At 67.8% G+C, this 26,572-nt stretch carries 29 protein-coding genes, 1 tRNA gene and 1 riboswitch; of the genes, 11 read left to right on the forward strand and 19 right to left on the reverse strand.

The features are described 5' to 3' along the window. Positions 1-128 precede the first annotated feature (128 nt). Positions 129-878 (reverse strand): polyphosphate kinase 2, encoded by a 750-nt coding sequence (gene ppk2 / locus JHC99_RS07080; protein ID WP_292152889.1) that lies wholly within the window; start codon positions 876-878, stop codon positions 129-131. 97 nt (positions 879-975) lie between these two features. Here ppk2 and JHC99_RS07085 point away from each other — a divergent pair, with 97 nt between their 5' ends. From JHC99_RS07085 to JHC99_RS07095, 3 genes are all read left to right on the forward strand, one after another. Continuing rightward, positions 976-2,109: a serine hydrolase gene (locus tag JHC99_RS07085; protein WP_292152891.1), complete on the forward strand. Its 1,134-nt coding sequence runs from the start codon at positions 976-978 to the stop codon at positions 2,107-2,109. Between the two features lie 47 nt (positions 2,110-2,156). Beyond that, a complete protein-coding gene (locus JHC99_RS07090; RefSeq protein WP_292152893.1) occupies positions 2,157-2,969 on the forward strand; it encodes an extensin family protein in 813 nt (270 codons plus the stop codon). Between the two features lie 212 nt (positions 2,970-3,181). Then, positions 3,182-3,385: a cold-shock protein gene (locus tag JHC99_RS07095; RefSeq protein ID WP_056099723.1), complete on the forward strand. Its 204-nt coding sequence runs from the start codon at positions 3,182-3,184 to the stop codon at positions 3,383-3,385. Positions 3,386-3,406: 21 nt separating this feature from the next. Here the strand turns inward: JHC99_RS07095 and JHC99_RS07100 are convergent, their stop codons facing one another. The 5 genes from JHC99_RS07100 to JHC99_RS07120 all read right to left on the reverse strand — a co-directional run bounded on the left by JHC99_RS07100 (position 3,407) and on the right by JHC99_RS07120 (position 6,983). Next, a complete protein-coding gene (locus tag JHC99_RS07100; RefSeq protein ID WP_292152898.1) occupies positions 3,407-4,324 on the reverse strand; it encodes a DMT family transporter in 918 nt (305 codons plus the stop codon). A gap of 92 nt (positions 4,325-4,416) precedes the next feature. Then, positions 4,417-5,289: a tRNA glutamyl-Q(34) synthetase GluQRS gene (gene gluQRS / locus JHC99_RS07105; RefSeq protein WP_292152899.1), complete on the reverse strand. Its 873-nt coding sequence runs from the start codon at positions 5,287-5,289 to the stop codon at positions 4,417-4,419. A gap of 7 nt (positions 5,290-5,296) precedes the next feature. Then, on the reverse strand, positions 5,297-6,430 hold the full coding sequence (locus JHC99_RS07110; RefSeq protein WP_292152903.1) for a cupin domain-containing protein: 1,134 nt from the start codon (positions 6,428-6,430) through the stop codon (positions 5,297-5,299). 23 nt (positions 6,431-6,453) lie between these two features. Next, positions 6,454-6,738: a type II toxin-antitoxin system RelE/ParE family toxin gene (locus JHC99_RS07115; RefSeq protein WP_292152905.1), complete on the reverse strand. Its 285-nt coding sequence runs from the start codon at positions 6,736-6,738 to the stop codon at positions 6,454-6,456. Next, positions 6,735-6,983: a type II toxin-antitoxin system ParD family antitoxin gene (locus JHC99_RS07120; protein ID WP_292152908.1), complete on the reverse strand. Its 249-nt coding sequence runs from the start codon at positions 6,981-6,983 to the stop codon at positions 6,735-6,737. Before JHC99_RS07120 ends, JHC99_RS07115 begins: the two co-directional genes overlap by 4 nt. A 118-nt stretch (positions 6,984-7,101) precedes the next feature. Here JHC99_RS07120 and JHC99_RS07125 point away from each other — a divergent pair, with 118 nt between their 5' ends. From JHC99_RS07125 to JHC99_RS07135, 3 genes are all read left to right on the forward strand, one after another. Further along, positions 7,102-7,770 carry a DNA-3-methyladenine glycosylase 2 family protein gene (locus JHC99_RS07125; protein WP_292152911.1) on the forward strand — a complete coding sequence of 223 codons (669 nt, stop codon included), beginning with the start codon at positions 7,102-7,104 and terminating at the stop codon, positions 7,768-7,770. After that, positions 7,767-8,426, forward strand: a complete 660-nt coding sequence (locus JHC99_RS07130) for a trimeric intracellular cation channel family protein (protein ID WP_292152914.1) — start codon at positions 7,767-7,769, stop codon at positions 8,424-8,426. Before JHC99_RS07125 ends, JHC99_RS07130 begins: the two co-directional genes overlap by 4 nt. 179 nt (positions 8,427-8,605) lie before the next feature. Further along, positions 8,606-9,220 carry an HNH endonuclease gene (locus JHC99_RS07135; protein ID WP_292152916.1) on the forward strand — a complete coding sequence of 205 codons (615 nt, stop codon included), beginning with the start codon at positions 8,606-8,608 and terminating at the stop codon, positions 9,218-9,220. Position 9,221: 1 nt separating this feature from the next. On the opposite strand, the gene JHC99_RS07140 is transcribed toward JHC99_RS07135, so the two are convergent. Then, a complete protein-coding gene (locus JHC99_RS07140) occupies positions 9,222-9,545 on the reverse strand; it encodes a hypothetical protein (protein WP_292152918.1) in 324 nt (107 codons plus the stop codon). Between the two features lie 49 nt (positions 9,546-9,594). Next, on the reverse strand, positions 9,595-9,765 hold the full coding sequence (locus JHC99_RS07145) for a hypothetical protein (RefSeq protein WP_292152920.1): 171 nt from the start codon (positions 9,763-9,765) through the stop codon (positions 9,595-9,597). Positions 9,766-9,950: 185 nt separating this feature from the next. On the opposite strand from JHC99_RS07145, the gene JHC99_RS07150 reads away from it, so the two are divergent. Next, the gene (locus JHC99_RS07150; protein ID WP_292152923.1) at positions 9,951-10,715 is read left to right on the forward strand and encodes a transglutaminase family protein; all 765 of its coding nucleotides are present in this window, start codon (positions 9,951-9,953) and stop codon (positions 10,713-10,715) included. Between the two features lie 3 nt (positions 10,716-10,718). Here the strand turns inward: JHC99_RS07150 and JHC99_RS07155 are convergent, their stop codons facing one another. The 7 genes from JHC99_RS07155 to JHC99_RS07185 all read right to left on the reverse strand — a co-directional run bounded on the left by JHC99_RS07155 (position 10,719) and on the right by JHC99_RS07185 (position 17,671). Then, a complete protein-coding gene (locus JHC99_RS07155; RefSeq protein WP_292152925.1) occupies positions 10,719-11,036 on the reverse strand; it encodes a hypothetical protein in 318 nt (105 codons plus the stop codon). A gap of 67 nt (positions 11,037-11,103) precedes the next feature. After that, complete coding sequence (locus tag JHC99_RS07160) at positions 11,104-12,825, reverse strand: M1 family metallopeptidase (protein WP_292152928.1); 1,722 nt, start codon at positions 12,823-12,825, stop codon at positions 11,104-11,106. 530 nt (positions 12,826-13,355) lie between these two features. Then, positions 13,356-14,492, reverse strand: a complete 1,137-nt coding sequence (locus JHC99_RS07165) for a PHB depolymerase family esterase (RefSeq protein WP_292152931.1) — start codon at positions 14,490-14,492, stop codon at positions 13,356-13,358. 367 nt (positions 14,493-14,859) lie between these two features. Then, positions 14,860-14,936 (reverse strand) — tRNA-Arg (locus JHC99_RS07170). A 296-nt stretch (positions 14,937-15,232) separates the two neighbouring features. Beyond that, the gene (gene carA / locus JHC99_RS07175) at positions 15,233-16,387 is read right to left on the reverse strand and encodes a glutamine-hydrolyzing carbamoyl-phosphate synthase small subunit (protein ID WP_292152933.1); all 1,155 of its coding nucleotides are present in this window, start codon (positions 16,385-16,387) and stop codon (positions 15,233-15,235) included. Positions 16,388-16,481: 94 nt separating this feature from the next. After that, positions 16,482-16,925: a DUF805 domain-containing protein gene (locus JHC99_RS07180; protein ID WP_292152935.1), complete on the reverse strand. Its 444-nt coding sequence runs from the start codon at positions 16,923-16,925 to the stop codon at positions 16,482-16,484. A gap of 56 nt (positions 16,926-16,981) precedes the next feature. Next, positions 16,982-17,671 (reverse strand): SDR family NAD(P)-dependent oxidoreductase, encoded by a 690-nt coding sequence (locus tag JHC99_RS07185; protein ID WP_292152936.1) that lies wholly within the window; start codon positions 17,669-17,671, stop codon positions 16,982-16,984. Between the two features lie 125 nt (positions 17,672-17,796). Between JHC99_RS07185 and JHC99_RS07190 the strand changes: the two genes are divergently transcribed. Together JHC99_RS07190 and JHC99_RS07195 are read left to right on the forward strand one after the other, a co-directional pair. Continuing rightward, positions 17,797-18,759 carry an acyl-CoA thioester hydrolase/BAAT C-terminal domain-containing protein gene (locus JHC99_RS07190; RefSeq protein ID WP_292152937.1) on the forward strand — a complete coding sequence of 321 codons (963 nt, stop codon included), beginning with the start codon at positions 17,797-17,799 and terminating at the stop codon, positions 18,757-18,759. Positions 18,760-18,798: 39 nt separating this feature from the next. Further along, entirely contained in the window at positions 18,799-19,521 is a 723-nt protein-coding gene (locus tag JHC99_RS07195; RefSeq protein WP_292152939.1) for an HAD family hydrolase, read from the forward strand. Here the strand turns inward: JHC99_RS07195 and JHC99_RS07200 are convergent. Beyond that, on the reverse strand, positions 19,487-20,461 hold the full coding sequence (locus JHC99_RS07200; protein ID WP_292152940.1) for an aspartyl protease family protein: 975 nt from the start codon (positions 20,459-20,461) through the stop codon (positions 19,487-19,489). The genes JHC99_RS07195 and JHC99_RS07200 overlap by 35 nt on opposite strands. Before the next feature lie 127 nt (positions 20,462-20,588). Here JHC99_RS07200 and thrC point away from each other — a divergent pair, with 127 nt between their 5' ends. Continuing rightward, positions 20,589-21,992: a threonine synthase gene (gene thrC / locus JHC99_RS07205; RefSeq protein WP_292152942.1), complete on the forward strand. Its 1,404-nt coding sequence runs from the start codon at positions 20,589-20,591 to the stop codon at positions 21,990-21,992. Here thrC and JHC99_RS07210 read toward each other — a convergent pair. Genes JHC99_RS07210 through JHC99_RS07220 form a run of 3 tightly spaced genes read right to left on the reverse strand, consistent with a single transcriptional unit; the run spans position 21,989 to position 25,355 of the window. After that, positions 21,989-22,573 carry a hypothetical protein gene (locus JHC99_RS07210; RefSeq protein ID WP_292152943.1) on the reverse strand — a complete coding sequence of 195 codons (585 nt, stop codon included), beginning with the start codon at positions 22,571-22,573 and terminating at the stop codon, positions 21,989-21,991. The two genes, thrC and JHC99_RS07210, sit on opposite strands and share 4 nt — an antisense overlap. A 55-nt stretch (positions 22,574-22,628) precedes the next feature. After that, positions 22,629-23,588 carry a homoserine kinase gene (thrB, locus tag JHC99_RS07215; RefSeq protein ID WP_292152944.1) on the reverse strand — a complete coding sequence of 320 codons (960 nt, stop codon included), beginning with the start codon at positions 23,586-23,588 and terminating at the stop codon, positions 22,629-22,631. A gap of 3 nt (positions 23,589-23,591) precedes the next feature. After that, a complete protein-coding gene (locus JHC99_RS07220; protein WP_292152946.1) occupies positions 23,592-25,355 on the reverse strand; it encodes a homoserine dehydrogenase in 1,764 nt (587 codons plus the stop codon). Positions 25,356-25,790: 435 nt separating this feature from the next. Continuing rightward, positions 25,791-25,908, forward strand: a riboswitch (SAM riboswitch). Positions 25,909-25,984: 76 nt separating this feature from the next. On the opposite strand from JHC99_RS07220, the gene JHC99_RS07225 reads away from it, so the two are divergent. Then, positions 25,985-26,572: alpha/beta fold hydrolase (locus JHC99_RS07225; RefSeq protein WP_292152947.1), on the forward strand; the 588-nt coding region annotated here is incomplete at its 3' end.

Genomic DNA, 26,572 nt, shown 5'->3' on the forward strand with positions numbered 1-26,572 from the left:
CGACGAAATGGACGGGACCGAGGTCGAACGGGACGGGGCGAAGGCGAGCGATCATTCAGGCCTCTTAGCGACGGAAATCGCGGATTGCACCTGTCCGTTTCCGTCCGCCCACAGTGGCGATGACGCCGTCAGGTCGCCAGCCGGCCCTTGTCCTTGTCGGCGGTGAACACGACGTCCTTGTCGGGCTTGTCACATTTGACGTCGGGCGCGCCCAGGCGATGCAGGACGTGGCGCAGGATGTTCAGACGCGCGGTCTTCTTGTCGTCGGTGGCCACCACCATCCACGGTGCATGGCCCGAATGGGTCTCGTCCAGCATCCGGTCGCGGGCCTCGGAATAGGCGTCCCAGCGGATCTGCGCCTCCGCATCCAGGGACGAGTTCTTGAATCGCTTGAGCGGCTCGCTCTTGCGGTCTTCGAGCCTCTGCGCCTGTTCGGCCTTGGAGATATCGAGCCAGAATTTGATGATGATGACGCCGCCGTCGCACAGCATCCGCTCGAAGCGGGGCGCGTCCTTCAGGAACTGGGTCGTCTGTTCGGGGGTGCAGAACCCCATCACCGGCTCCACCCCGCCCCGATTGTACCAGGACCGGTTGAAGATCACGACTTCTCCGGCCCCGGGGATGTGGGGGACGTAACGCTGGAAATACCACTGGCCCAACTCGCGCTCAGTGGGTTTGGGCAGGGCGACCACGCGGGTCTGGCGGGCCGACATATATTCGGTCATCCGCTTGATGGCCCCGTCCTTGCCGGCGCTGTCGCGGCCCTCGAACACGATCAGGATCTTCAAGCCCTGTTCGATGGCCCAGGCCTGACTGTCGACCAGTTCGATCTGGAGCTGTTCCAGGGCGGTTTCGTAGGCGTCTGTTTTCTTGCTCATGGGGCGACTATCGGCGCGACCCGCGAGCGGAGCAAGACGGGCGATCCTGACCGCGCTTTAATGTGACCCGGCCAGAAAGGCCGTCTAGGTCTGGCGCATGATCCACACGTCCGCACCTCCCCGACTGAGCCGCCGCCTGATGCTGTCCGGCCTGGTCGGTGTCGCCGCCACGCCCGCCCTGCCGGTCCATGCGCGACAGGCCGCCCCGACGCGGGACGCCCTGCTGGACGCCGCCTTCGCCGCCGCCGCGCCGCCGGCACTGATCGGCGGGGTGGTCACGCGCGAGGGCCTGGTCTGGTCCGGCGTCCGGGGTGTTCGCCGGTCGGGAGGCACCGAGGCCGCCACGCTCGATGACCGCTGGCACCTGGGCTCCAACACCAAGGCCATGACTGCGGCCCTCTATGGCCGGCTGGTCGACAAGGGGCAGGCGAAATGGGGGGCGACGGTCGCCGAAATGTTCCCCGAACTGACGATCGATCCGGCCTGGGCCGCGACTCCGGTCGAGAGCTTCCTGAACCATACGGCGGGCCTGCGCGACGTCGACATGCTGGGGTCGACCTGGCTGCTGACCGCACGCGCGGACACGGCGAGCCTGACCAGCCAGCGCGCCGTCCTGGCCGAGCGCGCGCTGTCAAAACCACCCGGCGGCGCGGTCGGAACCTTCGCCTATGCCAACGCCAACTACATCCTGGTCGGGGCCGCGATCGAGCGGATCACGGGCCTGTCCTGGGAAGATGCCATGGCCGCCGAGGTGTTCCAGCCGCTCGGCCTGAACAGCTGCGGATCGGGCCCGCCCGTCGGCGATCAGCCCTGGGGCCATTCGGGACTGGGCGGACAGGCGACGCCGATGGACCCGACCAACCTGTTCTCGGACAATCCCCTGGCCATGGGGCCGGCCGGGACAGCGCATATGAGCCTGGCCGACTATGCGACCTTCGTGCGTGCCGTCCTGACCGAGGGCGGCGGCTGGCTGAAGCCCGAGACCGTCACCCACCTTATCACCCCCCCGGTCCCCACGGGCCGCAGCTACGCCCTGGGCTGGATCACGGTCGCGGGCCAGCCGTGGGCCCGGGGCACCGTCATCGCCCATGAGGGGACCAACACGATGTGGCACTCCATGGTCGTCGCCGATCCGGCGGGGGGCCGCGCCTTCATCGCCCTGTCCAACGACGAGGTCCGGGGCGCGCCGGCGTGCCAGCAACTGGTGTCGAGCCTGATCCGGATGGGATAGCGGAAATCCCGCAAGACCTTTCCTCGGCTCGTGCGTTAAGCTGAGCAATGAAGAGAGACTTCGCCGACTTCTGGAACCTGTTGTGGGAGTTGGGGCTGGCGGCCTGCGCCATGTTCGCGCTCGTCAACGCCTTCGTCCCGCATCAGGATCTGCCGTGGAAGCCGCTGGACCTGAACCGCCCGCTGGGTGCCGCCACCAGCGCCAAGGTCGCCGATTTCCAGCTGCCCTTCGCCGCTCCCGCCGAACAGGTCCAGGGCGCGACCGAGGCCTGTATGCAGACCCTGCGCGACGCCGGCGTCCAGGTCGAACGGGTCGAAGACCGTTCCGACGGTGGCTTCTGTATCGCGCAAGGGTTGGTCCGGATCACCGGCGGCGACGTCACCCCCTTCGCCACGCGTGACCTGGTCATGCAGTGCCCGCTGGCCGTGCGCTATGTGATCTGGGACCGTCAGGTGCTGCGTCCGGCCGCCCGCTCGACCCTGGGGTCCGAGGTCGCCCGCGTCGACGACATGGGGACCTATTCCTGCCGCCGCATCTATGGCTCGCAATCGGCCGCCGACCGGCCCAGCGAGCACGCCCGCGCCAATGCGCTGGATATCGGCGGGGTCACGCTGAAGGACGGGCGACGCGTCTCGGTGCTCGAAGACTGGGGCGGCCAGGGTCCGACCGGCGTCCCCGGGTCGGGCTTCCTGAGGCGTCTGCGCGACGGCGGTTGCCGCGTGTTCGCAACCGTCCTGACGCCCGACTACAATGCGGCCCACGCCAACCATCTGCATCTGGACGGTGCCCCGCGATCGCTGTGCGCGCTCGGCCCGTCGCCCGAAACGCGCCGGACCGCTGAAAAGGCCGCCACGCCTTAACCAGGAGCCCGATCACTGTCGCGTGACAGGCGAATCGAATCCGGTTGACCGCTGTGGACAGGTGCGAGAGAACGGCTGTGCAGTCCGGATTTCGTGCGTGGGGTCCAAACCCATGTTCTGCTCCTTCGCCTGAACGAGCCGTCCAGATGGACTGTCGGGTCACTCCTCGTGAGGACCTGCCTGGAAAGCGCGTTTTATTGGAGAGCGCAGATATGGCGACCGGTACGGTCAAGTGGTTCAACCCCACTAAAGGCTTCGGCTTCATCCAGCCTGAAAGCGGCGGCGCAGATGTGTTCGTTCACATCACCGCCGTTCAGAAGGCTGGCCTGGCCGGCCTCGATGAGAACGCCAAGGTCGAATACGAGCTGGAATCCCAGCGCGGCAAGACCTCGGCCGTGAACCTCAAGGTTCTCTAAGCCGACGGGTCCATCCGGACCCTAGACATTAACGGGCGTGGGCTCTCCAGAGCCTGCGCCCGTTTTCGTGTCCGGTCCCGGCTTTCGCGCCGACCATTGCGCCAGCAGGATCGCCCCCAGCACCAGGGCCCCGCCCAGGGCCTGAACCGGGGTCAGGGTCTCGCCGAAGATCCACCAGCTCAACAGGCCCGCCACGATCGGCTGGATCAGGATGATGACCGCCGCGATCGCGGGCGGCAGCTTGCCCAGCGACCAGGCCACGCCCCCCTGCCCCGCCACATGCATCACCCCCATGCCGACACAGGCCGCCCAACCCGCCAGCGTCGCCGGGATCATGTCCTCGCCCAGCAGCAGGGCCGCGATCCCCAGCGGCACGACCCCGACCAGCGTCGCCCACAGGGTGACCCGCATCGCCCCGGCCGTCGTCCGTGCCTGTTGCACCGCCAGGAAATAGCCCGCGTACCAGAGGGACACGACCAGCGAGAGGATGTCCCCCAGCACGGGGTCGGTGCCCTGTTGCCCGTCCGCCCCCGCCGCCATGGCGAAGGCCCCGCCCATGGCCAGGGCCAGGGCCAGGATGAACAGCCTGGCCGGGGTCTGCTTGAACACGATCCAGCCGAACAGGGTCACCACCACCGGCGTCAGGTTGCACAGCACCGTGGCGTTGGCGACCGAAGTCATGACGATACCGTAGTGCCAGAACGACAGGTCGAGCGCGAAGAAGACGCCTGCCAGCACCATCCATTTCGACGGCCGCCCGATCCCCTCCCCCTTCGGCAGACCGCAGATCGCGAACAGCAGAGGCAGGGCGAACGCGAACCGCCAGAAGGCCGCCGCCGCCGGCCCCGTCTCCGTCAACCGCACAAGGATCGGGGCGAGGCCCAGGATACAGGCGGAGATCAGCAGGACGGAAAAGGCGAACAGGCGCGACTGGGACATTCTCCCTCCCCTTTATGGGGAGGGAAGGCGGAGCGCCAGCGACGCCAGGGTGGGGCAGTGTCAAACATTCCCCACCCGGCTTCGGCTGCGCCTCAGCATCCCTCCCCATAAAGGGGAGGGAGAAACCCCAACTCTGCCTTCAACGTTGCCGCGGTCATCCCGCTCGTCCGCAACTCGGCCAGGGTCACCGACCGGTCCCGTTTCGCATACCGTTTCCCGTCCGGCCCCAGCAGCAGCGGGTGATGCCGATACACCGGTGTCGGCAGGTCCAGCAGCGCCTGCAACACCCGCTGGATCGAGGTCGTGGCGATCAGGTCCTCGCCCCGGATCACATGGGTCATCCCCTGGCGCGCATCGTCGATCACCGAGGCGATGACATAGCCCGCCCCGATGTCCTTTCGCCCCATGACCATGTCGCCGAGCTTATCCGGTGTGGCCCGACGCAGTCCCGCATCGCCGCCTTCCTCGATCCAGGTCAGCGTTTCGAACCCGCCCAGCCGATCACGCGCCGCTGCCAGCGACAGCCGCCAGGCAAAGGCCTCGCCGCGCCCCAGCCGTTCGGCCTCCTCGTCTGCCGACAGCGCACCACCGGAGAAGGCCGCCGTATCGGCCGGGTCGTCGGCGTGCGCCGCGCCACCCGCCAGGGCCAGGATCTCCTTGCGGGTCCGGAAACAGCGGTACAGCACTCCCATCCCGCGCAACCGGTCCAGCGCCGCGTCATAGTCAGCGACGTGCTCGGACTGGCGCAGCACCGGCTCCTCCCAGTCGAGACCCAGCCACCTCAGATCCTCAAGGATAGCCGCTTCGTAGTCGGGGCGACAGCGGGTGAAGTCGGTGTCCTCGATCCGCAGCAGGAATCGCCCGCCCGCAGCCTTCGCCGCCGTCCAGGCCGTCAGGGCGGAAAAGGCATGTCCCCTATGCAACAGCCCTGTCGGAGACGGTGCGAACCGGGTGACGAGGGTCACGACGGGCTCAGACCCGCGCCAATGCGCCCGCCGTCAGGGCCCTCTCGACCGCCGCGCGGATGGCGTCGGGATCGACGAAGTCGAACTGGGCGCACAGGTCTTCGACGGCGAAATCCGGCTGGCCGAACGCCCAGTCCATGGCTACCGCGACGGGCCCGGAGAAGGCCGGCGAGGCCAGGCCCGTGCGACGATAGCCTGTCAGCGCGGCGCGGACGGGCAGGCCGTATTCGGCGGGCCGCTGCACCAGTTTCTGCTGGGCCATGGCGATCTCGTCGCGGAACTGCGGATGGGCGGCCAGATCGGCCAGCTTGCGGCCCAGCCTGGCCAGATGCGCCTGCAACGCCTTGCCGTCATCCAGCGAAGCCGACGGCAACCAGGCCCGGAAGGCCGGGTCCTGAAGGGCGGCCTTCTCCAGCAGCGAGAACAGGATACGCCCGTACAGGGGCGTCACCGAAAACGTGACGTGCAGCGATGCCCCCGGCTCGGCCAGGGCATCGTGATACCAGCCGCGCGGCAGGTACAGGACATCGCCCGGCCGCATCCGCACGTCCTGCATGGTCCGGCCCCGCGTCCGCTCGAACCAGCCGACCAACTGGTCATCACCGACCGGGAACTCGACGGGATCGTCGGCGCGGTTCTCGTACAGCCGCCAGGTCTTTTCGCCCTCGACCTGGATTGCGAACACCTCGTGCAGGTCGAAATGGGTGGCGAAGGCGCGCACGCCCCCGAACGAACAATAGACATTGGCTCCGACCAGGCCGGCGAACGCCTGACCCAGCATCGCCGAGGTCTCGGCCAGGGCCGGCGTCAGGGTCTGGACGTCATTGGCGACCAGGCTCGCGCCGGTGGACAGGAAGACATTGACCTTGGCCGGCGACGGTCTCAGCCGCTTGCCGGTCTGGGTGTCGGCCAGTTCGCAATAAAATTCGGGCGCGACCGGCCGGGTATTGAGCACCAGCTTCAGCGTCTCCGGCGTCCATAAGGCGGTCTGGCCAAGCAGTCCGTTGAACGTCGCCCAGTCCAGCAGCGCGGCCTTCGGAGCCCCCTCACCCGCCGGAATATGCAGGGGCTTGCGGCCCTGATACTCGCCCCGGAATTGATCGGGCGTGATCGGCTGGAGAAGATCTTCGAGACTACGCATCGGTTGCGACGCTACCGATGCGGTCATGCCTCGTCCAGCAGCGAGACCCAGTCGCGGGCGGCGTGGAATACCCGCGCCACAGCCACGACATCATCGACGCGGTAAAGCAGGACATAGTTCCCCACGGCCCGCTTTCGCAGGCCGCCATGCCCGATCTCGGGATAGCGGCGCGGGAAACGCGACAAAGCGTTCGCGGCACCGATCAGTCGATCGACCATCCAGCCAGCGGCTCGCGGACTGTCTTGCTCGATCCAGCCAGCGATCTCGGCGATGTCGAGTTCGGCTCGACGCGAGATGACGACCTTCATTCCGCTTCGACACCGAACCGTGCTTTCAGACGATCCCGCACCTCATCGATCGGCGACACGCGGCCCGCATCGATGTCTGCGATCCCCTCATCCAGCTTGGCCAGAAGGGACGCCAGCGCCGCCTCGCGTTCCTGAACCAGACGCACGCCGGTGCGCAGCACCTCGCTCTTGGAGCCGTATCTTCCGTCGCGCACCAGGTCGGTCACAACCTGCTCAAGGGCACCCAGTTCGACAGTCATGGTCATGGCGGCTCTCCAAATAGGCCAATAATAGTTATTACGTCCTGCGGTGACAATGTCCGCTTTCCGCGATCGGGCGATCCGTCCCCGTTTGCGATCCCGCCCTCGGGCTCTATCAAGTCTCATGGCCCATATCCCGACCGCCGCAGAGATCGCCGCCGCGCGTCAGGCCCTGGCCGAGGCCGACCCCGCGCTCGCCATCGCCCACGAACAGACGCCGATCTTCGAGTGGCGGCTGCGACCCGGCGGCTATGAGGGGCTGTTCCACATGATCGTCGACCAGCAGGTCTCGGTCGCCTCCGCCGCCGCCATCTGGGCCAGGGTGGTCGCGGGTCTGGGCGGGGTGGTAACCGCCGAAACGGCCCTGGCCCACGACATCGAACGCTTGCGCACCTTCGGCCTGTCGATCCAGAAGGCCCGCTACGCCCACGAGATCGCCCGGGCCCAGGTCGAGGGTCGGGTCGATCTGGACCAGATGGACAGCTTTACCGACGCCGAGGCCACGGCCGCCCTGGTGTCCATCAAGGGCGTCGGCCGCTGGACGGCCGAGACCTATCTGATGTTCTGCGAAGGTCGCACCGACGTCTTTCCAGGCGGTGACATCGCCTTGCAGGAGGCGATGCGCTGGGCTGACGGCGCGGCCGATCGCCCGAACGAGAAACAGGCCTATGCCCGGGCCGAAGCCTGGCGTCCCCATCGCGGCGTCGCGGCCCATCTGCTGTGGGGCTGGTACGGCGGGGTCAAGCGCGGCGAGATCACCCGCGAGGAAGCCATCATGGGTGCCGCCGTATGACACCGCTCGTGGATCCCGAAACCGCCCGCGCCCTGACCGATCCGCAACAGGTCCTGGTCGCCCTGGACTTTGCCGGCGTCGCCGTCTTCGCCGCAACCGGGGCCCTGGCGGCGGCCCGGGAGAAGCATGACCTCGTCACCTTCGCCTTCTTCGCGGCCATCACCGGCGTGGGCGGCGGCACCTTGCGCGACCTGCTGATCGGTCAACCCGTTTTCTGGGTCGAGGACTGGCGCTATATCGCCGTCTGTTTGCTGGCGGCCGTGGCGATCTGGATGATCGGGCGGCGCGACTGGCGGTTCCGGGCGCTGCTTTGGCTCGATGCGGTCGGACTGGCGGCCTATGGCGTCATGGGTGCGGCCAAGGCGGAAGCCGTCGGCATGGCACCCCTGATCTGCATCGTCATGGGGGCCCTGACGGCCTGTTTCGGCGGCATCGTGCGCGACCTGCTGGCCGGCCAACCGTCGATCCTGCTGCGGCGCGAGATCACCGTCTCGGCGGCCCTGCTCGCAGCGACCGCCTTCGTGGCCCTGCGCCTGCCCGACATGCCGATCTGGCCCGCCGCCGTCATTGCGGCCCTGCTCGGGTTCGCGCTGAGGGCCGGTGCCCTGATCCATGGCTGGAGCCTGCCGGCGTTTCCGGATCGGGCGCGGCGGTAACCGTTGGAGCGTGATCATCTCCGAAAACCGCTGACACTTTTCGGGATCACGCTCGAATGTCGCGAAACCTTGCTTTTTCCACCATGGCGGCCCCGACGAATCGCGCCTAGTCTGAAAGCCTGATCTGGAAGGAGACGCGTCTTCAGTCCTGTCGCCTCACACCGCACGGAGCGGACCTGATGCAGGTCCAGTCTCTCGCACCGAACGCCTCGGTGGCCCGTCCCTTAGTGGCCCAACCCCATGTCGGTCAGTCGCCGGCGGGTTTTCCCGCCTTGGTGCTCAACGCTGACTTCCGCCCCCTGTCCTACTACCCCCTGTCGCTTTGGCCGTGGGAAGAGGCTGTGAAAGCCGTCTATCAGGACCGGGTCGACGTCGTCGCCCAGTACGACAAGGTGGTCCGCAGCCCCTCCATGGAGATGCAGCTGCCCAGCGTGATCGCGCTGAAATCCTATATCGACCAGGACCGCAGCCCGGCCTTCACCCGCTTCAACGTCTTCCTGCGCGACGGCTTCACCTGCCAGTATTGCGGAAACGCCGACCAGCTGACCTTCGACCACGTGGTGCCGCGCTCACAGGGCGGTCGCACGACCTGGGAGAACATCGTCGCCGCCTGTTCGCCGTGCAATCTGAAGAAGGGTGGCCGCACACCGCGGCAGGCCCAGATGCCGATCCGCCGCGAACCCCACCGCCCCAACGCCTGGCAGCTTCAGGACGCGGGCCGTCGCTTCCCGCCGCACTATCTGCACCAGAGCTGGCTCGACTATCTGTATTGGGACATCGAGCTGGAGCCTTAGATTACAGCGGGCCGGGTGCTCCGCCGAACCCTTTGGGCGACGCCGAGCTGGCAGGCAGTTCGGGCAGGCCCTGCCAGTTCCTCAGCATGTCCCGCGTTTCGTCGCGGTCGGCCTGATCCTGACGGGCGCTGCGACAGACGCGACGCGGGAAACGGCTGCCGGTCACCGGGACGTTGCGACACACCTGCTGCACCAGATCCGGATCGGCGGGTGCGGCCCCCTCCGCCGTCTGGGCCTGGCTCGGGCGCGCCTGCTGTGGCGGGGCGGCGGGCGTGAAGACCTGCACCTGAAGGGTCAGGGCGGCGGCGAGAGCGATGACGGACATGGGCAGCCTCCAGGGGAAGCCCTCACGATCTCTCCATCGAACCCCGGTGTCAAATATCGGCCTTGCGCAAGGCCTCGCGCCGTTCGGTCTCGTTCATATCCGGGGCCCCGTCGGCATCCTGGTCGGTGAAATGCGGCAGCCGCGCGTGAGGCGGCCGCAGCGCTACGGCGACGATGGCGAGCAGGGCCAGGATGCCCAGGATGATCAACACGGTATTCATGGCGGCTCTCCGGTCGGGGTCACCCATCCAATGACCGGCGCGACTGTCGGGTTCCCACCCCGATCTGGCGTCCGCCGAGAAAACTGTTAAGGACGCCTCCCCGGTCGGGAACGCGCGCGCCGCCGCCGCGTTGGCGTCGGTCCCGCATTCAAACCCTCGCCATCCGGATCGCCATGAAACTGCGCGTGCGCTCAGAACTCGTCTACCGGTTCGATCCGCCGACCGACGCCATCTATCAGTTCCAGGTGGCGCACTGGCCGGGTCAGGACATCCTGGAGGAGACCCTGATCACCACGCCACAGGTCACCTTCACCGAGGACAAGGACGCGGAGTTCGGCGCCCGCACCCTGCGTGCGCATCTCGAGGGCGAGGTCGCCCTGACCTATACCGCCGTGGTCGAGAACGGCGTGCTTCAGGGTCTGCCGCCCGTCGCCCTTCAGCATGACTGGAACGACCTGCCGGCCGAGGTCCTGGCCTATCGCCTGCCCAGCCGCTACTGCCCGTCGGACCAGTTCGGCCGGTTCGTGGAACGCCAGTTCGGTGACAGCACCGGCGGCGAGAGGGTGCTGGCGATCCTGACCTGGATCAAGGACAACATCGACTATGAGTTCGGCGTCTCGGACTCCGAGACGACGGCCGCCCGCACCTTCATCGACCGGGCCGGGGTGTGCCGCGACTTCACCCACCTGGGCATCACCCTTTGCCGGGCGTCGGGGATCCCGGCGCGGGCGGTCAGCGCCTATGCCCACCTGCTGGATCCGCCGGATTTTCACGCCATCTTCGAGGTCTGGCTGTCGAACGGCTGGTGGCTGGTCGATCCGACCGGTCTGGCCCCCATCGAGGGTCTGGTCCGCATCGCCTGCGGCCGCGACGCCGCCGACATCGCCTTCCTGAGCACCCAGGGCGTCTGCGAGATGGTCAGTCAGTCGGTGACGGTGGAGCCGGCCTGATCTTCAGTGCCGCTCGACCGGCATGGCGACCAGCCGCCATGGCGCGATACAGGTCCAGGACAAGCTGCCAGTGGTGCTCTGTTCGCATTCGCAGGCCGAGACCTCGGCAGTGATGAAGATGCGCGCATCAACCGATCTCTGCGCATTGGTCGCGGCCACGCCGGCGTGAGACGAGGACGCTGCGATGGCCCGGCGACAGGCCTCCAGCCGCGAGGAGCCGGTGCCATCTCCGACTCCGCTGACCTGGGCGAAGGCGGGGCCGGGCATGCCCGCGACGGCGAGGGCGGCAAGGGCGAGTGCGGTCGTGCGTGTTCTGGTCATGGCATCCCTCCAAGCCCCAGAATGTCTGCTCGCTGCCTGGTCTGCCACAGACCAAACCTGACACCATCTACGGGGCAGGCGTCGCCCCGCTCTCGGCCTGCCGCGCCTGATAGGCGTCGACGAAATCCAGCTGGCGCAGCACCCGGTTCTGCGGGTCGATCAGGATGTGCGCACCCGGCCGCGCGTTAAACGCTCCCACCCCGCCGCGCATGGCCACCGTCTGTGACACCCCGTCCACCTCGACATCGACCGGCATCGGGAACTCACCGGCCGTCCCGGTCCAGCGGAGGGTCACCCGGCCGCCGTCGCGCGTCATCTCCAGCTTCGGCAGGGCCGCCTGATAGACATAGGTGGCGAAGAACCAGTCCAGATCGCGCCGCCCCTCCTGTTCCACGATGCGGATGAAGTCGGGCGTGGTGGCATAGCGGGGCTCGAAATTCCCCGGTCGTGGGTCCGGCCGGCCATAGACCAGCCGCGTCAGCGACCGGTTGAACGCCTCTTCCCCGATCAGCGCCCTCAGGGTGTGGGCCACCAGCGCCCCCTTGTAATAGAGATCCAGCCCCGGCCCCGTCGCGTCCTCATAGACGGTGGCCGAATCCTGAACCCGGCCCGACACCAGCGGAAACCGGTTGCGCAGCGTCAGCCGCATGGTGGCCAGCTCCGCCTCCATATAGCGGTCGCCGTTCAGCCAGCGCGCATAGAGCGGCTGCATATAGGTGCCCAATCCCTCGTGCAGCCACATGTCGTCCCAGGACCCATTGGTCATCTGGTTGCCGAACCATTCGTGGGCCAGTTCGTGCTGCAGCAGCCAGTCGTAACCCTTGCCGTCCAGTTCGTATTTGTTGCCGTAGGCGTTGATGGTCTGGTGTTCCATGCCCAGGTGCGGTGTCTCGACCACCCCCATCTTCTCGTCGCCGAACGGATACGGCCCGACCGTCGCCTCATAGAAGTCGAGCATCTTCGGAAACTCGGCGAACAGGGCCGCGGCCCGCTCGGCCCTGTCGGTCCTGAGGTGCCAGAAATACATCGGCACGGTGTTGCCGAACCGGCTCCGGTAGGGCGCGGTCAGCTCGACATAGGGGCCGATGTTCAGGGCGATCGCATAGGTGTTGGGCCGTGTCGTCGTCCAGTTCCAGGTCGTCGTGCCGTCACCGTTCTCGGTCGCGCCCAGGAACCGGCCGTTCGACGGCGCGGACAGGCCCTTCGGCACGGTGATATGCAGATTGACCCTTTCCGGTTCGCCCTGCGGGTGGTCGATACAGGGCCAGAACAGGTCGCACCCCTCGCCCTGCACCGCCGTGGCGATCCACGGCTGGCCGTCCGGCGTCCGCGACCAGACGAAGCCCCCGTCCCAGGGCGCATTGGTCGCCTGATGCGGTGACCCCGAATATTCGATCCGCACCGAGGTGCGGTCGCCCGCCGACTTGGTCTCGTACAGGGGAATGGTCAGACGGCCGTCGGCGTTCTCCCAGCCGTCGTCGGCCTCGACCGGGACCCCGTCAACCGTGATCGCCGCGATGGTGAAGACGGTGTCGAGTTCCAGCACCACCTGGCTGACGGGCGCGGTAAAGGACAGGGTCAGGGTCGCGTCGCCCGCGATCGTCCGCGTCTGCGGCATCACCCGGATCGCCAGATCGGCCTCGTCGATCACCGTGACGACCTGCTCCGGCGTCCGCTCCGTCCCGGTGGTCAGGGTAAAGGGCGTCGACCGGACCTGGGCCTGGACCGGCACCGCGACCAGCAGGGCCATCACCCCTGCGACGAGGACCGGGTCGATTCGCTTTTTCATCCTCTGCGTCATCGCGACGGTCCTTGCTCACAGGGTCGCGATCGCGCGCCGGGTTTCAGTGACATGAGCATGACCCGACTGCGAGGCGCAACCCGACGCCGCGGCCACCCAATCGGTGTATTTGCCGCTCGGCGATCCCTCCCTAGGTGAATGCGGTTGGCGGGTTTCCTTACCGGGCGTCCAGTGTCGGCTTGGCTGAATCCGGGGGGACAAAATGCCGATCGAACTGCTCCAATCCGTTGTCGGACTCGCCCTGGTGGCGACTGTGTGGGGCGCGCAACGCCTGTTCGTTTCCGTGATCCGTCCGCGTGGCCGGATGCGATTCTAGGGATGCCAACTCCCGATATCCGTGCAATCTGAACACGGCTGAGGGGGCGACCTTGGTCAGGCGGTCCGGCAGGTTTCCAGTCACGAAGCCGGACCGCCTCCATACTCTGTTGGGAGCGCTAACGCTCGCGACGCGGTCGCTCGCTGCTTGAGCGCATTCCGACCTTGGATTGCCAACTGCTCGCGGCGGGATCGCTCGGAGCCTACCTCATCAGTCCGGCCGCTCTCAGAGCATTCTCGATCACGGATGTGACTGCGTTTGGCCGTTGCGGAGCGGTGCCGTCGGGGGCGGGTTGCGACGATCGGCGATGATTTCCTGCGGCGGACCCATGCGCGGACGATCCGTCTGAATCCGTGAGCGTCGCAGGCCTCGATCCCACCTCAACCTGCGCAATCCCCCACCCCAGGGCGATCTCCAGACTGGACGATATCCCGACGTCGAGCAGGAAGGGGCCGGCTGTGCCGACGCCGTCGGGGCCCTGGGTCTTCAGGGGCGTTCCGTGTGCCAGACCGGGGATGCGGTGGTTCTCGACCAGGGGCTCGCCGGACGGCGACATCCAGACCTCGAAGACCCGCCCCTGCGGCGTTCGGGCCTTGTGTGGCGCGCCGGTCAGGCCATGGACGTTCGTCCACTGCTGGACCAGGGCGTCCGCCGACGCCGGGCGGACCGTCGTGTCGGCCGTCCCGTGCCAGATGGAGATCCGGGGCCACCTACCGGCATAGTCGGAGGCGGTCCTGACCTTCTCGCCCCATGCTGCACTCTCGCGCGCCTTGGGTTTCGCCATCGCGCCGAACGCTTCCGACATGTTGGCGGCGGCTCCATGCGGCAGGCCCGCCACGACGGCCCCGGCGGCGAAGAGTTCCGGATAGGTCGCCAGCATGGCCGCAGTCATCGCGCCCCCCGCCGACAGGCCGGTGACGAAGACACGCTCGGGATCGATGGCATTGTCGGCGACGGCCTTTCGCGTCATGGCGGCGATCGATGCGGCCTCGCCGGCGTCGCGCGTGGTGTCACCGGTCTGGAACCAGTTGAAGCAGCGGTTCGGGTTGTTGGCCGCCGTCTGCTCGGGGCACAGCACCACGAACCCGAAGCGATCCGCCAGGGTCAGCCACCCCGCCCCTTCGGCATAGGCTTCACCGCCCTGGGTGCAGCCGTGCAGCACCACGACCAGCGGCGCGCCGGGCACCAGACCGGCCGGGACGTGGATCAGCATCTTCAGGGCACCGGGATTGGGCGCGATTTCACAGGCCACCATCCGCGCCGTTCCACGAACCCCCGACTGGGCAGAGTCGAGACTGCGGCGCGCCAGGGTGGCGAGGGTCTGTCCGAGACCGGTCATGATGGAAAACTCTCCAGAAGTTCGAGAGCATCATATAATGTTGCAGCGCAACATTGCTTGTTCGCAGTCGCACAAATTATCGTCATTTGTCCGAGGCCGGAGAGCGATCCGCGCCGGCCTCGTCTGCAACGCCCCCATTCTGAGAGGAATATTTTCCTTACCGCTTCTTGCGGCCGGGTTCCGGGGTCGCCACCTGTGTCGCCGGGTCTCTGACAATTTCAGGCTGCGGAGTGGAGGCTGCATCTCGAACCTGGCGGTGCGTACTGGCCCGGCCACGCAAGTCACTGATTTGATTGAGTACACTTGGCGGTGTGGCGGTTTGGCGGTCTGTTTTTCCAGCGCCACCGCCAGGAACATCCGTATGGGGTGGCGATCCCGGAGGGACTCGAACCCCCGACCTCTGCTTTAGGAAAGCCTTGCTCTATCCGGCTGAGCTACGGGACCACGCCCGCGAGTGACTAGCGGGTCCGGCGGCGAGGCGAAAGACGGCGCGGCGACCTCACGGCCATTTTTCGCACCCTCATCCAACCACCCGCCGACCCACTTGTGGTTAATCGACCTTAAGATACAATATCTTGTAGGGAACAAAGCCTGAATCGGACCGTGTCGGTGATTCGGTCCCGATTCGTTTCGCGCCTGTTCCGCCGATCCGTCACAGCCGTTAATCGGCGTGCTTCACCCCGGCAACACGCTCAAGCAGCGAGCGCCCGCGTCGCGAGCGTCAGCGCCCATGGACGTCCTCAGCCCATCATCCCGGCGAAGCGGTCGAAGAGGTACAGGCTGTCCGTCGGGCCCGGCGAGGCTTCGGGGTGGTGCTGGACGCTGAACACCGGGCGGTCCTTCAACTGGATGCCGCAGTTGGTGCCGTCGAACAGGCTGACGTGGGTCTCGACCACGGCGTCGGGCAGGCTGTCGCGATCGACGGCGAACCCGTGGTTCATCGACACGATCTCGACCTTGCCGGTGGTCAGGTCCTTGACCGGGTGGTTGGCCCCGTGATGCCCCTGATCCATCTTGATCGTCTGGGCACCCAGCGCCAGCGCCAGCATCTGGTGGCCCAGGCAGATGCCGAAGATCGGCTTTCCGCTGTCGACCAGTTTGCGGATCTCCGGCACCGCATATTCGCCTGTCGCCGCCGGATCGCCGGGGCCGTTGGACAGCACCACCCCGTCGGGGCTGCGCGCCAGAATCTCTTCGGCCGTCGTCGTCGCCGGCACCACGGTGATCTTGGCGCCGGTCGACGCCAGGGCCCGCAGGATATTGCGCTTCACGCCGTAGTCGATGACCACGACCGACTTGCGGCCCACAGTCTTCGGATGCCCCTCTGGCCATTCCCACAGGCCTTCGTCCCACTCGAACGACTGCAGCGTCGAGGCGGGCTTTGCCAGGTCCAGGCCGACCAGCCCGGTCCAGGCCTTGGCTTCGGCGACCAGCGCCTCCAGATCGAACCGGCCGTCCGGATCGTGAGCGATCACCGCATGGGGCGCGCCCTTGTCGCGGATGATCTTGGTCAGGGCCCGGGTGTCGACCCCGGCCAGACCGACCACGCCGCGCCGCTTCATCCAGGCGTCGAAGGTCGAATCCGCGCGCCAGTTGGCCGCATCGGTCGGCACGTCACGAAAGATCGCGCCCCGCGCCGAGGTGTCCGACCCACCGCCCATCTGCTCGATGTCGTCGTAGTTGGTCCCGACATTGCCGACGTGCGGAAAGGTGAAGGCCAGGATCTGGCTCATGTACGACGGGTCCGTCAGGATCTCCTGATAGCCGGTCATGGCCGTGTTGAAGACGACCTCGCCCAGCGCCGTGCCGGTCGCGCCGACGCCGATGCCTTGCAGGATGGTGCCGTCGGCCAGGGCCAGCACGCCGGTGCAGCCGGTAAGAAGTTGAGTGGTCATGGCGCGTCCCTTAGCACCGAATCCCGGCGCGCAAACGGCGGCGTGACTACAGACCGTGGCCGGCCGGGTCAACGGCCTGGCTCTGGATGCGTCTTCAGGCTGGAAGCTGGCTGCCGACCGGCGGCTCGCCATGGGTGTTGGCGACGGGATCGCCCTTCTTGCAGTACCAGATCAGCAGGAAGATCCAGCCGATCAGCGGGATGAACCAGAAGAGGTAGAACCAGCCGGATTTATTGATGTCGTGCAGCCGCCGGACGCTGACTGCGATCCCCGGGATCAGGGAGGCGAGACCGAAGATACCGCTAAGGGGCGTGAAGTTCGACGTCATGCTGAAGCCGGAGTCGGTAACCGTCGTCGTGTGGCCGAACAGCATGCTGTCGATCACTGACAGGATCGCGCTGACGATCACATAGAACAGCACGAAGTACCAAAACTCCTTGCGGTCCGAACGGCCCTCGAACTGGGCGTATCGCTTATAGGCAGCCAGAAAATCGTTCACGGTCGCTTCTCCCCCAAAGCGCGCGCGAAGCGCGGCCATGCCCTCAAGCTAACACAGGTTTTCGACGGCACGAGTCCGGAAGAGACACTCCCGTGTCAGGCCGGGACTCGCGCCCCGTCCCAGGCAAAGACGCCGCCGCTGTCAGCGGTGGTCAATCCGTCCAGCACCGCCAGCAGTCGCTCGGCCGAATAGGCCGCATCGAACAGCTTTCCTTCCGCCACCCCCTTCTGGAACGGGGCGCTGAGGTCGGTCGCCACCGTGCCCGGATGCAGGCCCGCCACCACCGCCTGGGGATGCGACCGCGCGATCTCGATCGAGAGGTTCTTCAGGATCATGTTCAGCGCCGCCTTGGACGCGCGGTAGCTGTGCCAGCCACCCAGCCGATTGTCCCCGATCGACCCCACCCGCGCCGACAGGGCCGCGAAGACCGCCCGCTGGTCCCGCGGTAACAGCGGCAGGAAATGTTTGGCCACCAGCGCCGGCCCGACCGTGTTGACCCGATAGTCGCGCAACAGATGTTCGGCCGTCATCGCCCGATACGACCGCTCCGGCGCCTCGCCGTGATGCAGTACCCCCGTCGCGACGAACACCAGCGTCGGCGCAGGCCCCTGGGCCACCTCAGCCGCCGCCACCGCGATCGAGGCCTCGTCTTTCAGGTCGAACCCGGTGCCGGATCGCGACAGGCGGTGGACGACAGCGAACCGCCCGGACGCCTCGGCCGCATCTGCGACCGCCCGGCCGATCCCGCCCGATGCCCCGATGATCACCGCTGTTCCGTCTGTCATGGTCTGCGTTCTCCAACCGGGGCGGAAATGGCTCCGCCTCGGCCTGCACCACAAGCGCCACGATGACGCGGCCTTGCACAGCTTTTGACTTTGTGTTTTAAAGTTCTTCATAAGTGGAGAACCCGATGCTGTTCCGTCGTCCCGCCCCTTGGCTTGTCGCCGCCGTCCTGGCCCTCGCCACCGCGCCCGCCCTGGCCCAGACGCCCACAACGCCGCCGGCCGTTACCCCAACCGCGACGCCGGCCACTGAGGTCATCCGCCGCTCGGACCTGGTCGCCGAGTATTTCGCGGCAGATCCGGCCAAGGCCTCGCCCGGTGCCGTCATCGTGCTGGGCGGATCGGAGGGTGGGCTGACCGGCTCGCGAGGCCTGGCCCGCAAGCTGGCCGCCGAAGGATTCGCCGCCATCGCGGTCTCCTATTTCGGCGAGGTCGGCCAGTCGCCTAAGCTCAACGAAATCGCGATAGAGCCGGTCGACGCCGCCCTGGCCTGGCTGACCGCCCGCCCCGAAATCCATGGTCCCGTCGCCGTCATGGGCGTGTCCAAGGGTGCGGAACTGGCTCTGCTGACCGCCAGCCGAAATCCGGCGATCAAGGCCGTCGTCGTCGGCGTGCCGTCCAGCGTCGTCTGGGCCGGCATCGACCAGACCGGTGGCCCGGTCGGTTCGTCCTGGACCGCGCAGGGCCAGCCCCTGCCCTACGTCCCCTATGATTTCAGCAAGGGCTTCACCTCGATCTTCAACCTCTACGCCGACAGCCTGCCCGCCGCCCCCGCCGAGGCCGAAATCCCGGTCGAGGCCATCGCCGGACCGATCCTGATGATCTCGGGCGACGCCGACACCCTCTGGCCGTCCAGCGCCATGGCGAACCGGATCGAGGTCCGCCTGCGCGAGCGCGGCTTCGCTCACCCGGTGACCAACATCGTCTATCCGGGTGCCGGCCATGCCGTGTTCGGCACCCCTGTCCGCGCCGATGCACCGGGTCATTCGGGCGCGCTGGTTGTCGGCGGCACGATCGAGGGTTTGGTCGCCGCCCGGGCCGACGGCTGGCCCCGCGTCCTCGCCTTCCTGCGCCAGGCCCTCGCCCGCTAGGTCTTGCGCCGAGGCGGCCCCCGCGTCACAGCACCGACCATGACCAAGGCCCCGATCACCACCGTCGGTCTCGATGCCGACGACACCCTGTGGCACAACGAGACGATCTTTCGCCTGACCCACGCCCGGTTCATCGACCTGCTCGGCGACCGTGCGGATGCCGAGGTCATGGAGGCCAGGCTCGCCGAGGTCGAGCGGCGGAACCTGCGGCTCTATGGGTACGGGGTTAAGGGCTTCACCCTGTCGATGATCGAGACGGCCATGGAACTGTGCGACGGCGAGGCGCCGTCCCATGTCATCCGCGAGATCATGGCCGCCGGGCGCGAGATGCTGGCCCATCCGGTCGAGACCCTGCCCGGGGTGGACGAGGCCCTGGCGCGGTTGTCGGAACGCTATCGCCTGGTCCTGATCACCAAGGGCGACCTGCTGGATCAGGAGCGCAAGCTGGCCGCATCGGGCCTCGGCGACCTGTTCGCCGCCGTCGAGATCGTCTCGGAAAAGGATCGCGGCACCTATGACCGCCTCTTCGCCCGCCACGGCACCGGCGCGGCCGAGGCGGTGATGGCCGGCAATTCGATGAAGTCCGACGTCCTGCCGGCGCTGGAGGCGGGGGCCTTTGCGGTCCACATCCCCTATCACGTCACCTGGGCCCACGAACTGGCTGACGCGCCGGAGGACCACCCGCGTTACGGCGCGCTCGACACGATCGCGGACCTGCCCGACTGGATCAACGCACGGGCTGAGCCGCTCGACGCCGCCTGACCGGACGCTCCACGGTCAGGTCCAGGGCCCGCGAGGCCAGCAGCCGCCCCCCGCCCATGTCCATGACCAGCCGCTGGCCGCCAAACGCCTCCATCCCGATCAGCGCTGCCGGATAGCCGGGGGCCGCCACGTCGGAATAGATCGCCGTCTGAACCCGCTCGTAAAGCCGGTCGCCGAAGGTCACGGTGCGCGCCTCCACCAGGGTCGAGGCCACGGCCCCGCCCAGCACGAGGCTGGACCCGCGCGCCTGATCCCGACCATCCAGCAGGCCCGCGCCGTGTGCCGACTCGCGGCTGAGCGCCAGCAGGCCCGAGGCACCCGTGTCGACGATCGCCTCGACCGTCGCCCCCTCGACCGTGATCGTGGTCCCCAGGGCCTTGCCGACCTTGCGCACCTCGATGGCGATGACATCGGCAGGCAGCGGCGTCTCCCGCGCCACGAACCGCATCCGCCGCCTTTCCAGATCGATGTCCAGCAGGCCCTGCGACAGCATATCCTGACCCAGGATGAGCGGCGTCGACAGCCCCTCCGCACGTGCCAGCGGACCCAGATCAAGGATCGCCGCCCGCAGGTTCTCGACCCGCGTGGCCCCCAGCCCGACATCCAGCGTCACCCCCTTGCCGACCTGCGCCCCGCCCCCGACGCCGTAGGCCAGCAGCGGCATGTCGAAGGTCCGCGCCAGACCCAGATCGGCGAACAGGGCCCTATCGATGACCGAGAACTGGGCACCTGAATCGATCAGCGCCCGCACCGTCCGTCCCCCAACGGTGGCCTTCACCGTCGGCAGCAAGGTGCGGGGCGCATCGAACGCCAGCCAGTCGTCCGCCGGGCCGAACACGACATCCGGCCTGCGCCAGATCACATGATCCTTCAGCCACCATCCGCCGCCCACGGCCGCGCCCATCAACCCGAGCCTGACCAGAAGCGTCCTGCGATCCATCCCTTACAGATGGTCGCTAACGGGTCAGCGCGCTACAGGCGAAAGCGTCGCGGGCCAGCGTGGCTGCGAGCGGCAGCAGGCTTTTCTCGCGTGACGGCGCCGCTTCCACTGGGTACGGAACGCACCCATGACGCAGAGCCCCGACACCTATGTCTCCACGCGCGGAGACACGACCCCCACCGACTTCGCCGAGGCCCTGCTGCGCGGCATGGCGCCGGACGGCGGCCTCTATATGCCGACGGCCTGGCCGACGCTGAACCCGTCCGCCTGGGCACCGGGCCAGACCTATGCGACGATCGCCTCGACGGCCATGGCCCCCTATGTCGGCGACGCCCTGCCCGACGGAGCGCTCGACCGGGCGCTGGCCAAACTGGTCGCCGGGTTCGACCATCCCGACGTCACCCCCCTGGTCCAGCTCGAGGATGACCTGTGGCTGCTGGAGCTGTTCCACGGCCCGACCGCCGCCTTCAAGGACCTGGCCATGCAGCTGGCCGCGTCCCTGGCCGATGAGGCCCTGGCGGCCTCGGGCGAGCGGCTGACCCTGGTCACGGCGACCAGCGGCGACACGGGCGCCGCCGCCGTTAACGCCTTTGCCAACAAGGCGCGCATCGACCTGATCGTGCTGCATCCGCTGGACCGGGTCTCGCCCGTCCAGCGCCGCCAGATGACGACGGTCGATGCCGACAACGTCCTGAACCTGGCCGTCCACGGCGATTTCGACGACTGCCAGCGGCTGGTGAAGGGCCTGTTGTCCGAGGAATCCCTGCGCGAACGCGGACGGTTCAGCTCGGTCAACTCGATCAACTGGGCGCGTCTGGCGGGCCAGATCCCCTACTATGTCTCCGCCGTCGCCCAGCTTGCTGCCAGGGGCGAGACCCGTCCGCCGGTCTTCGTCGTCCCCACCGGCAATTTCGGCGACGCCTTCGCCGGCATCGCCGCGCGCAAGATGGGTCTGCCGATCGCCGGCTTCGTCGCCGCCGTGAACCAGAACGACGCCCTCGCCCGCGCCATCAACGACGGTGTCTATGCGCGCAAGGCCGCCGTCGAGACCGCGTCGGTCTCCATGGACGTCCAGGCCCCGTCGAACTTCGAGCGTCTTGTCTATGAGGCGTCCGGCCGCGACGCCGAGGCGACCCGCGCCGTGTTCGAGACCTTTGCCCGCGAGGGTTCGGTCACCCTTTCGCCCGCCCTGCTGGCCGCCCTGCGCGCCGAGGTCTCGGCGATCTCGGTCGACGAGGAGACCACCCGGACGGAGATCGCCCACGCATACTCCGCCTACGGACGGGTCGTCTGCCCGCACACGGCCGTGGCCCTGCACGCGGCCCGCAGCCAGCCTCGCGGCGCCGGCCCCATCATCGCCCTGTCCACCGCCCATGCCGCCAAGTTCGGCAAGGACGTCGCCCCCGTCCTCGGCTTCGACCCCGACCCGCCCCGCGTCATCCGCGACCTCGGCGACCGCCCTGAACGCCTGACCATCATCGAAGGCACACCCGAGGCCGCGCTGGCCGCCGTGCGAGGTTTCCGCGGCTAACGACGGGTCCGTTCGTACCGCCATTTCCGGAAGGCCTGGATCAGGACCAGCAATATCAGGGCGACGGCGGCCAGGATCCACAGCCTGCCCCATCCGTGCAGGATGTCGGTCACTCGTGAGGCGCTCCAGACCATGAAGGGCGCCGCGACCAGTCCCAGCGCCAGTTTCGGATACTCCAGCCGCGCGAAGAACAGCGCCCTGCGGTCTTCGGGCGGCGCAGCGGGGGCGGACGGAACGCGATAGCTCAAGACGCGCGCCGGCGCGTACCAGATCCAGGTGTGGGCCGCCATGAACCCCACGACCACGACGGCGGTCACGCCGATGCGATGCCAGACTGGCCCGTCCTCGATCCCCATCGCCGCCAGAACGCCGAACACGGCGAGGATGCCGACGACGATGCTCCATGACAGGACGCGCACGGCGCGCGCATAGCCGGACACGAAGTCCTCGCGCTCTTCGGCGCTGAGGCGCAGCGCCGGCCCCCTGCGGTCACGCCGATACAGATAGCCGATGCCATCCGGCTCGAACTGCAGGGCGAATGACCGCCTCAGATTTTCCCGACTCTGCTTGCCGAACGCCATCAGACAAATCTAGCCTTAGATGAGACGGCACCAAACTCGCCAAACCTGATGCAGGTCAGGCCGCCTCCGCCACCCGCCACCAATCGACACGGCGGAAGAAGGCCTGCGGATCCTTGGGGGTGACCAGCTTGGTCGGGTCGTGGAAGATGCGGTCGTGCAGCCGGGTCAGGGTGAACCGCACCGCCGCCGCCTCGCCCAGCCCCGGCAGGGCCGCCGCCTCCGCCCGCGTCAAGGGCCGCACGCTCTCATAGCCGCGCCGGAACGCCTCGGCCGCACCCGCGAGCGGCCGCCCCTCGCCGTCAAACGCCCAGGCGCTGAGCGCGATGGCCAGGTCATAGACGAGCGGCCCCGTGCAGCCGAAATAGAAGTCGATCACCCCGGACACCGCGCCGTCCTCGAACAGCACATTGTCCGGGAAATAGTCGGCGTGGATCGCGCCGACGGGCAGATCGTCCGTAAACGGATCGCCGATCCGCGCCAGCGCCGCCTCGACCCCGATCAGGATCGACAGGTCTTCGCCTTTCGACCTGCCCATAAGTCCCTGCGCGCACCGATCCGCAAGGGCGCGCCAGGCGACCCGGCCCACCGGGTTGACCCGCCGACCCTCGAAACTCGCCCCCACCAGATGCAGCCGGGCCAGCATCGCCCCCGCCGCCGCCTGATCCTCTGACGACGGCGTCCGCAACCAGGTACCGGGCAGCCATTCGACGATCGCCGCCGGACGACTGTTCAGCACTCCGATCCATTCGCCGTCACGATCCCTCAGCGGTCGCGCCGCCGGGAATCCCGCCTGCCCCAGATGGTCGGTGAACCCCAGACAGAACGGCAGCGATGCCGCATCCGTCCGCCCCTCGAACAGAGTCAGCACAAACCGCCCGGCCGCCGTTTCGAGTCGGAAATTGGTGTTCTCCACCCCTTCCGCGATGGCGTGCAGCGACCGGAATTCGCCAACCTGCGGATAGGCCGCCACGAACGCCCGCGCCTGATCGTCCGAGACCGGAGTGAAGACCGCCATGGCCTAGTGGTATCCCAGTTCGGCGTGTTTGGCGCGGATGATGTCGGCGACGTCGGCCAGCACGCTCTCCGTCGTCGGCCAGCGCCCGGCACCGCGTCCCTTGCACAGCCAGACCCGACCGTCCTCGCCATGGACCCGCAGCGCGTTTCGTTCGCCGCGCAGGTCCTCGAACATCGGGTCGGGCAGGTCGTTCAGCAGCTTGACCGAGGCCTCCAGCTTGCCGTCCGCCAGCCGACAGGCACCGATCTGGCGCACCGGCCCGCCCTCGGCGCGCGGCTTGAACGCGGCCGACAGCACGTCGCAGGTGATCGCCCCGTCCGCCGGCGTCTCGCCGAACGCCTCGAACGCCAGCAGCCGCACCTTGGCCGCCGCATCGCGTCCTTCCAGGTCCGAGGACGGATCCTCCTCGGCGAACCCCGCCACCCGGGCGTCGGCCAGGGCGTCGGCGAAGTCGGCGCCGGCCCCGATGCGATCCAGCATGAAGTTGACCGTGCCGTTCAGCACCGCCTCGAAGCCCGCCACCGGCCCGGCCGCCCGCGCCGCCCTCAGCGTCTCGATCATCGGTACCCCGCCGCCGACCGCCGCCGAATAGGCCAGGCGCGCGCCGTGTTTCTCGGCCAAAGCCTGCAACCCCGCCGGGTCGCGGCTGATCGCCTGTTTGTTGGCGCTGGCCACGTCGATGCCGCGTTCCAGAGCAGCGCGGATCAGGGCATGCCCCGCCTCGCCCTCGGACAGGGCCTCGACCAGCAGGTCGGGCTTGAGGTCCAGCAGCCCTTGCGCATCCGCCGTGAACAGATCGGCCGGTGCCGCCACGTCCCGCAGCTTCTTCGGATCCCGCACCAGCACGCCGACGACCTGATACCGCGTGTCGGGCAGCAGCCGTGCCAGGAGGCCGCCCCCGACCACGCCACAGCCGGCGATGGCGACCCGCACCGGGGCATCGGGGATCGACCGTCCTGGAGGGGCCGAATGCTCGCCCACCACCGTCGAATCGGCCCGGCCCAGCGCAGCGACCTCAATCTCCACGCCGCGTTCCTGTCCCAGATCGATCGCGTCATGCTGGACCAGAGCCCCGCCGTGACGACGCGCATCGTCCCACGACGCCCGGCGATAGCGCAGCGGCTTGCCCGAGGCGCTCGCCGGGTCACGGTCGTAGAGGCCATCGACATCCTTGACCAATCGCACCCGATCCAGACCCAGTTCGGCCGCCAGGAATACCGCCGTCAGGTCCGATCCGCCCCGCCCCAGCAGCGCCACCCGCCCGTCGGGCCGCAGGGCACCGAAGCCCGGCACGACGACGACCTGATGCTCGGCCAGCGCCTTGTGCAGGGCCTCGCCGCGCAGACCGCAGGGATGGGCATGCTCCAACTCGCCCTCGGCCACGATGCCCAGTTCCTTGACCGACAGCGACACCGCATCCAGCCCGATCCGGTCGCAGGCGATGGCCGTCAGGGCCGCCGCCTTCTCCTCGCCCAGGGCCACATAGCCGGGCAGCAGGTCGTTCTCGTGATCCAGCCCCAGTTCGCGCGCGTCGGCCAGAAGCCGATCGGTATGGCCGCCGAAGGCCGAGACCACCGCCACGACCTTCCGGCCCGCCCGGACGTGGCCATAGACCTCGGATGCTACAGCTGGCGCATCCGCCTGGGTCCGCAGGATCGAGGATCCGAACTTCAGCACCACAACTTCGGCGGCGTCGGACTTCGGTTTGTCCACAAGGGCGAACACCGATTTGAGGGCGGGGGCGAGGACGGAAGAGGCGCTGGACATCGGATTCTCTGGAATTCTGGGAAAGGGTGCGAAATGTGAAATCGGGCAAGAAAAAACCCGCTCCGGGGGTCCGGGCGGGTTCGGGTTGGGCTGGTCGGGGTCCGACGCGCGCTAACCTGTTCCCGCCCGCGAGGGGCCGGTGATGGTCATACCGCCGGTGGTGGTGAGCGCAGTCATGCCCGTCCGCACGCCCGTTCCGGCGGCGGTGCTAATCGAGATGGCGAAGCGGCCAAGTCGCGACAACGGGGCGTATCCTTGCGAAAATCCTGAGCCTCAGGGTGTCGAGATCGGACGACCCCGTCAAGCCCGGATTGGAAGTTTTTTGCGCAAACTGGCAATTCGGCGAGTATAGGGCCGCAAGTCCACCCACCCGTTTGGGCGTGTCGCGATCTTTTTCTCCTTGACGGAATGCGGCTTTTTCATCATCTGTGGTCGCACTCATCAAGACCGACCGAGGGATAGGCCCTTTGACGTCGGGGCAACCATCGGGTTCCACCCGAACGGTGCCAACTCCTGCGAGGGTCCGGGAAACCGGGCTCGCGAGAGATGGGTGGAGCGTCGAAGAGGCGACACTCCACGATCTGTCATCGCATCCGGAGCCTTGCTGGGCGGGACGATGCGGAACGACGATGCCTTTCGACACTCAGACGACGATCGAAAACCTGCGCAGGCCCGTCGGCCGCGACGGTGCCGTCCTGCCGGTGCCGTCCATGCCCGTGTTCGCCCGCCGTTCGCGCCAGGGCAACGCCGCTGATGTGACCATCGAGATCCCCGCCGATTTCCGCCTCCAGTCCGGCGAGAAGCTCGGCCAGACCTCCTTGACCGGCCGCCTGCATGGCCGTGAAGGCGCGCCTGTCGTCGTGGTTGCGGGCGGCATTTCCTCGGGTCGTTTCGTTCACAGGACAGAGACCAACGGCCTGGGCTGGTGGTCCGATGCCGTGTCCATGGGCGGGCCGATCGACCTGCGTCGATGTCAGGTCCTGGCCTTCGACTATGCGCCGACCGGCAGGACGAGCGAAGAGGCCCTGACCATCACAACCCACGACCAGGCGCGTCTGCTGGCCCTGCTGCTGGATCGGCTGGGCATCGAGCGGGTCGCCGCCTTTGTCGGCTGTTCCTACGGCGGCATGATCGGCCTCAGCTTCGCCGAGCTGTTCCCGCGCTGGATCGAACAGCTGATCGTCGTCTCGGCCGCCCACCGCGCCCACCCCCAGGCC

It is taken from the genome of Brevundimonas sp. (genome assembly GCF_016463485.1).
Taxonomy (GTDB): domain Bacteria; phylum Pseudomonadota; class Alphaproteobacteria; order Caulobacterales; family Caulobacteraceae; genus Brevundimonas.

What these genes read in the sequence shown, in the direction of transcription:
- ppk2 (WP_292152889.1), bottom strand. Translation starts at nt 878, where the DNA reads ATGAGCAAGAAAACAGACGCCTACGAAACCGCCCTGGAACAGCTCCAG.
- JHC99_RS07085 (WP_292152891.1), top strand. Translation starts at nt 976, where the DNA reads ATGATCCACACGTCCGCACCTCCCCGACTGAGCCGCCGCCTGATGCTG.
- JHC99_RS07090 (WP_292152893.1), top strand. Translation starts at nt 2,157, where the DNA reads ATGAAGAGAGACTTCGCCGACTTCTGGAACCTGTTGTGGGAGTTGGGG.
- JHC99_RS07095 (WP_056099723.1), top strand. Translation starts at nt 3,182, where the DNA reads ATGGCGACCGGTACGGTCAAGTGGTTCAACCCCACTAAAGGCTTCGGC.
- JHC99_RS07100 (WP_292152898.1), bottom strand. Translation starts at nt 4,324, where the DNA reads ATGTCCCAGTCGCGCCTGTTCGCCTTTTCCGTCCTGCTGATCTCCGCC.
- JHC99_RS07110 (WP_292152903.1), bottom strand. Translation starts at nt 6,430, where the DNA reads ATGCGTAGTCTCGAAGATCTTCTCCAGCCGATCACGCCCGATCAATTC.
- JHC99_RS07115 (WP_292152905.1), bottom strand. Translation starts at nt 6,738, where the DNA reads ATGAAGGTCGTCATCTCGCGTCGAGCCGAACTCGACATCGCCGAGATC.
- JHC99_RS07120 (WP_292152908.1), bottom strand. Translation starts at nt 6,983, where the DNA reads ATGACCATGACTGTCGAACTGGGTGCCCTTGAGCAGGTTGTGACCGAC.
- JHC99_RS07125 (WP_292152911.1), top strand. Translation starts at nt 7,102, where the DNA reads ATGGCCCATATCCCGACCGCCGCAGAGATCGCCGCCGCGCGTCAGGCC.
- JHC99_RS07130 (WP_292152914.1), top strand. Translation starts at nt 7,767, where the DNA reads ATGACACCGCTCGTGGATCCCGAAACCGCCCGCGCCCTGACCGATCCG.
- JHC99_RS07135 (WP_292152916.1), top strand. Translation starts at nt 8,606, where the DNA reads ATGCAGGTCCAGTCTCTCGCACCGAACGCCTCGGTGGCCCGTCCCTTA.
- JHC99_RS07140 (WP_292152918.1), bottom strand. Translation starts at nt 9,545, where the DNA reads ATGTCCGTCATCGCTCTCGCCGCCGCCCTGACCCTTCAGGTGCAGGTC.
- JHC99_RS07145 (WP_292152920.1), bottom strand. Translation starts at nt 9,765, where the DNA reads ATGAATACCGTGTTGATCATCCTGGGCATCCTGGCCCTGCTCGCCATC.
- JHC99_RS07155 (WP_292152925.1), bottom strand. Translation starts at nt 11,036, where the DNA reads ATGACCAGAACACGCACGACCGCACTCGCCCTTGCCGCCCTCGCCGTC.
- JHC99_RS07160 (WP_292152928.1), bottom strand. Translation starts at nt 12,825, where the DNA reads ATGAAAAAGCGAATCGACCCGGTCCTCGTCGCAGGGGTGATGGCCCTG.
- JHC99_RS07165 (WP_292152931.1), bottom strand. Translation starts at nt 14,492, where the DNA reads ATGACCGGTCTCGGACAGACCCTCGCCACCCTGGCGCGCCGCAGTCTC.
- carA (WP_292152933.1), bottom strand. Translation starts at nt 16,387, where the DNA reads ATGACCACTCAACTTCTTACCGGCTGCACCGGCGTGCTGGCCCTGGCC.
- JHC99_RS07180 (WP_292152935.1), bottom strand. Translation starts at nt 16,925, where the DNA reads ATGGCCGCGCTTCGCGCGCGCTTTGGGGGAGAAGCGACCGTGAACGAT.
- JHC99_RS07185 (WP_292152936.1), bottom strand. Translation starts at nt 17,671, where the DNA reads ATGACAGACGGAACAGCGGTGATCATCGGGGCATCGGGCGGGATCGGC.
- JHC99_RS07190 (WP_292152937.1), top strand. Translation starts at nt 17,797, where the DNA reads ATGCTGTTCCGTCGTCCCGCCCCTTGGCTTGTCGCCGCCGTCCTGGCC.
- JHC99_RS07195 (WP_292152939.1), top strand. Translation starts at nt 18,799, where the DNA reads ATGACCAAGGCCCCGATCACCACCGTCGGTCTCGATGCCGACGACACC.
- JHC99_RS07200 (WP_292152940.1), bottom strand. Translation starts at nt 20,461, where the DNA reads ATGGATCGCAGGACGCTTCTGGTCAGGCTCGGGTTGATGGGCGCGGCC.
- thrC (WP_292152942.1), top strand. Translation starts at nt 20,589, where the DNA reads ATGACGCAGAGCCCCGACACCTATGTCTCCACGCGCGGAGACACGACC.
- JHC99_RS07210 (WP_292152943.1), bottom strand. Translation starts at nt 22,573, where the DNA reads ATGGCGTTCGGCAAGCAGAGTCGGGAAAATCTGAGGCGGTCATTCGCC.
- thrB (WP_292152944.1), bottom strand. Translation starts at nt 23,588, where the DNA reads ATGGCGGTCTTCACTCCGGTCTCGGACGATCAGGCGCGGGCGTTCGTG.
- JHC99_RS07220 (WP_292152946.1), bottom strand. Translation starts at nt 25,355, where the DNA reads ATGTCCAGCGCCTCTTCCGTCCTCGCCCCCGCCCTCAAATCGGTGTTC.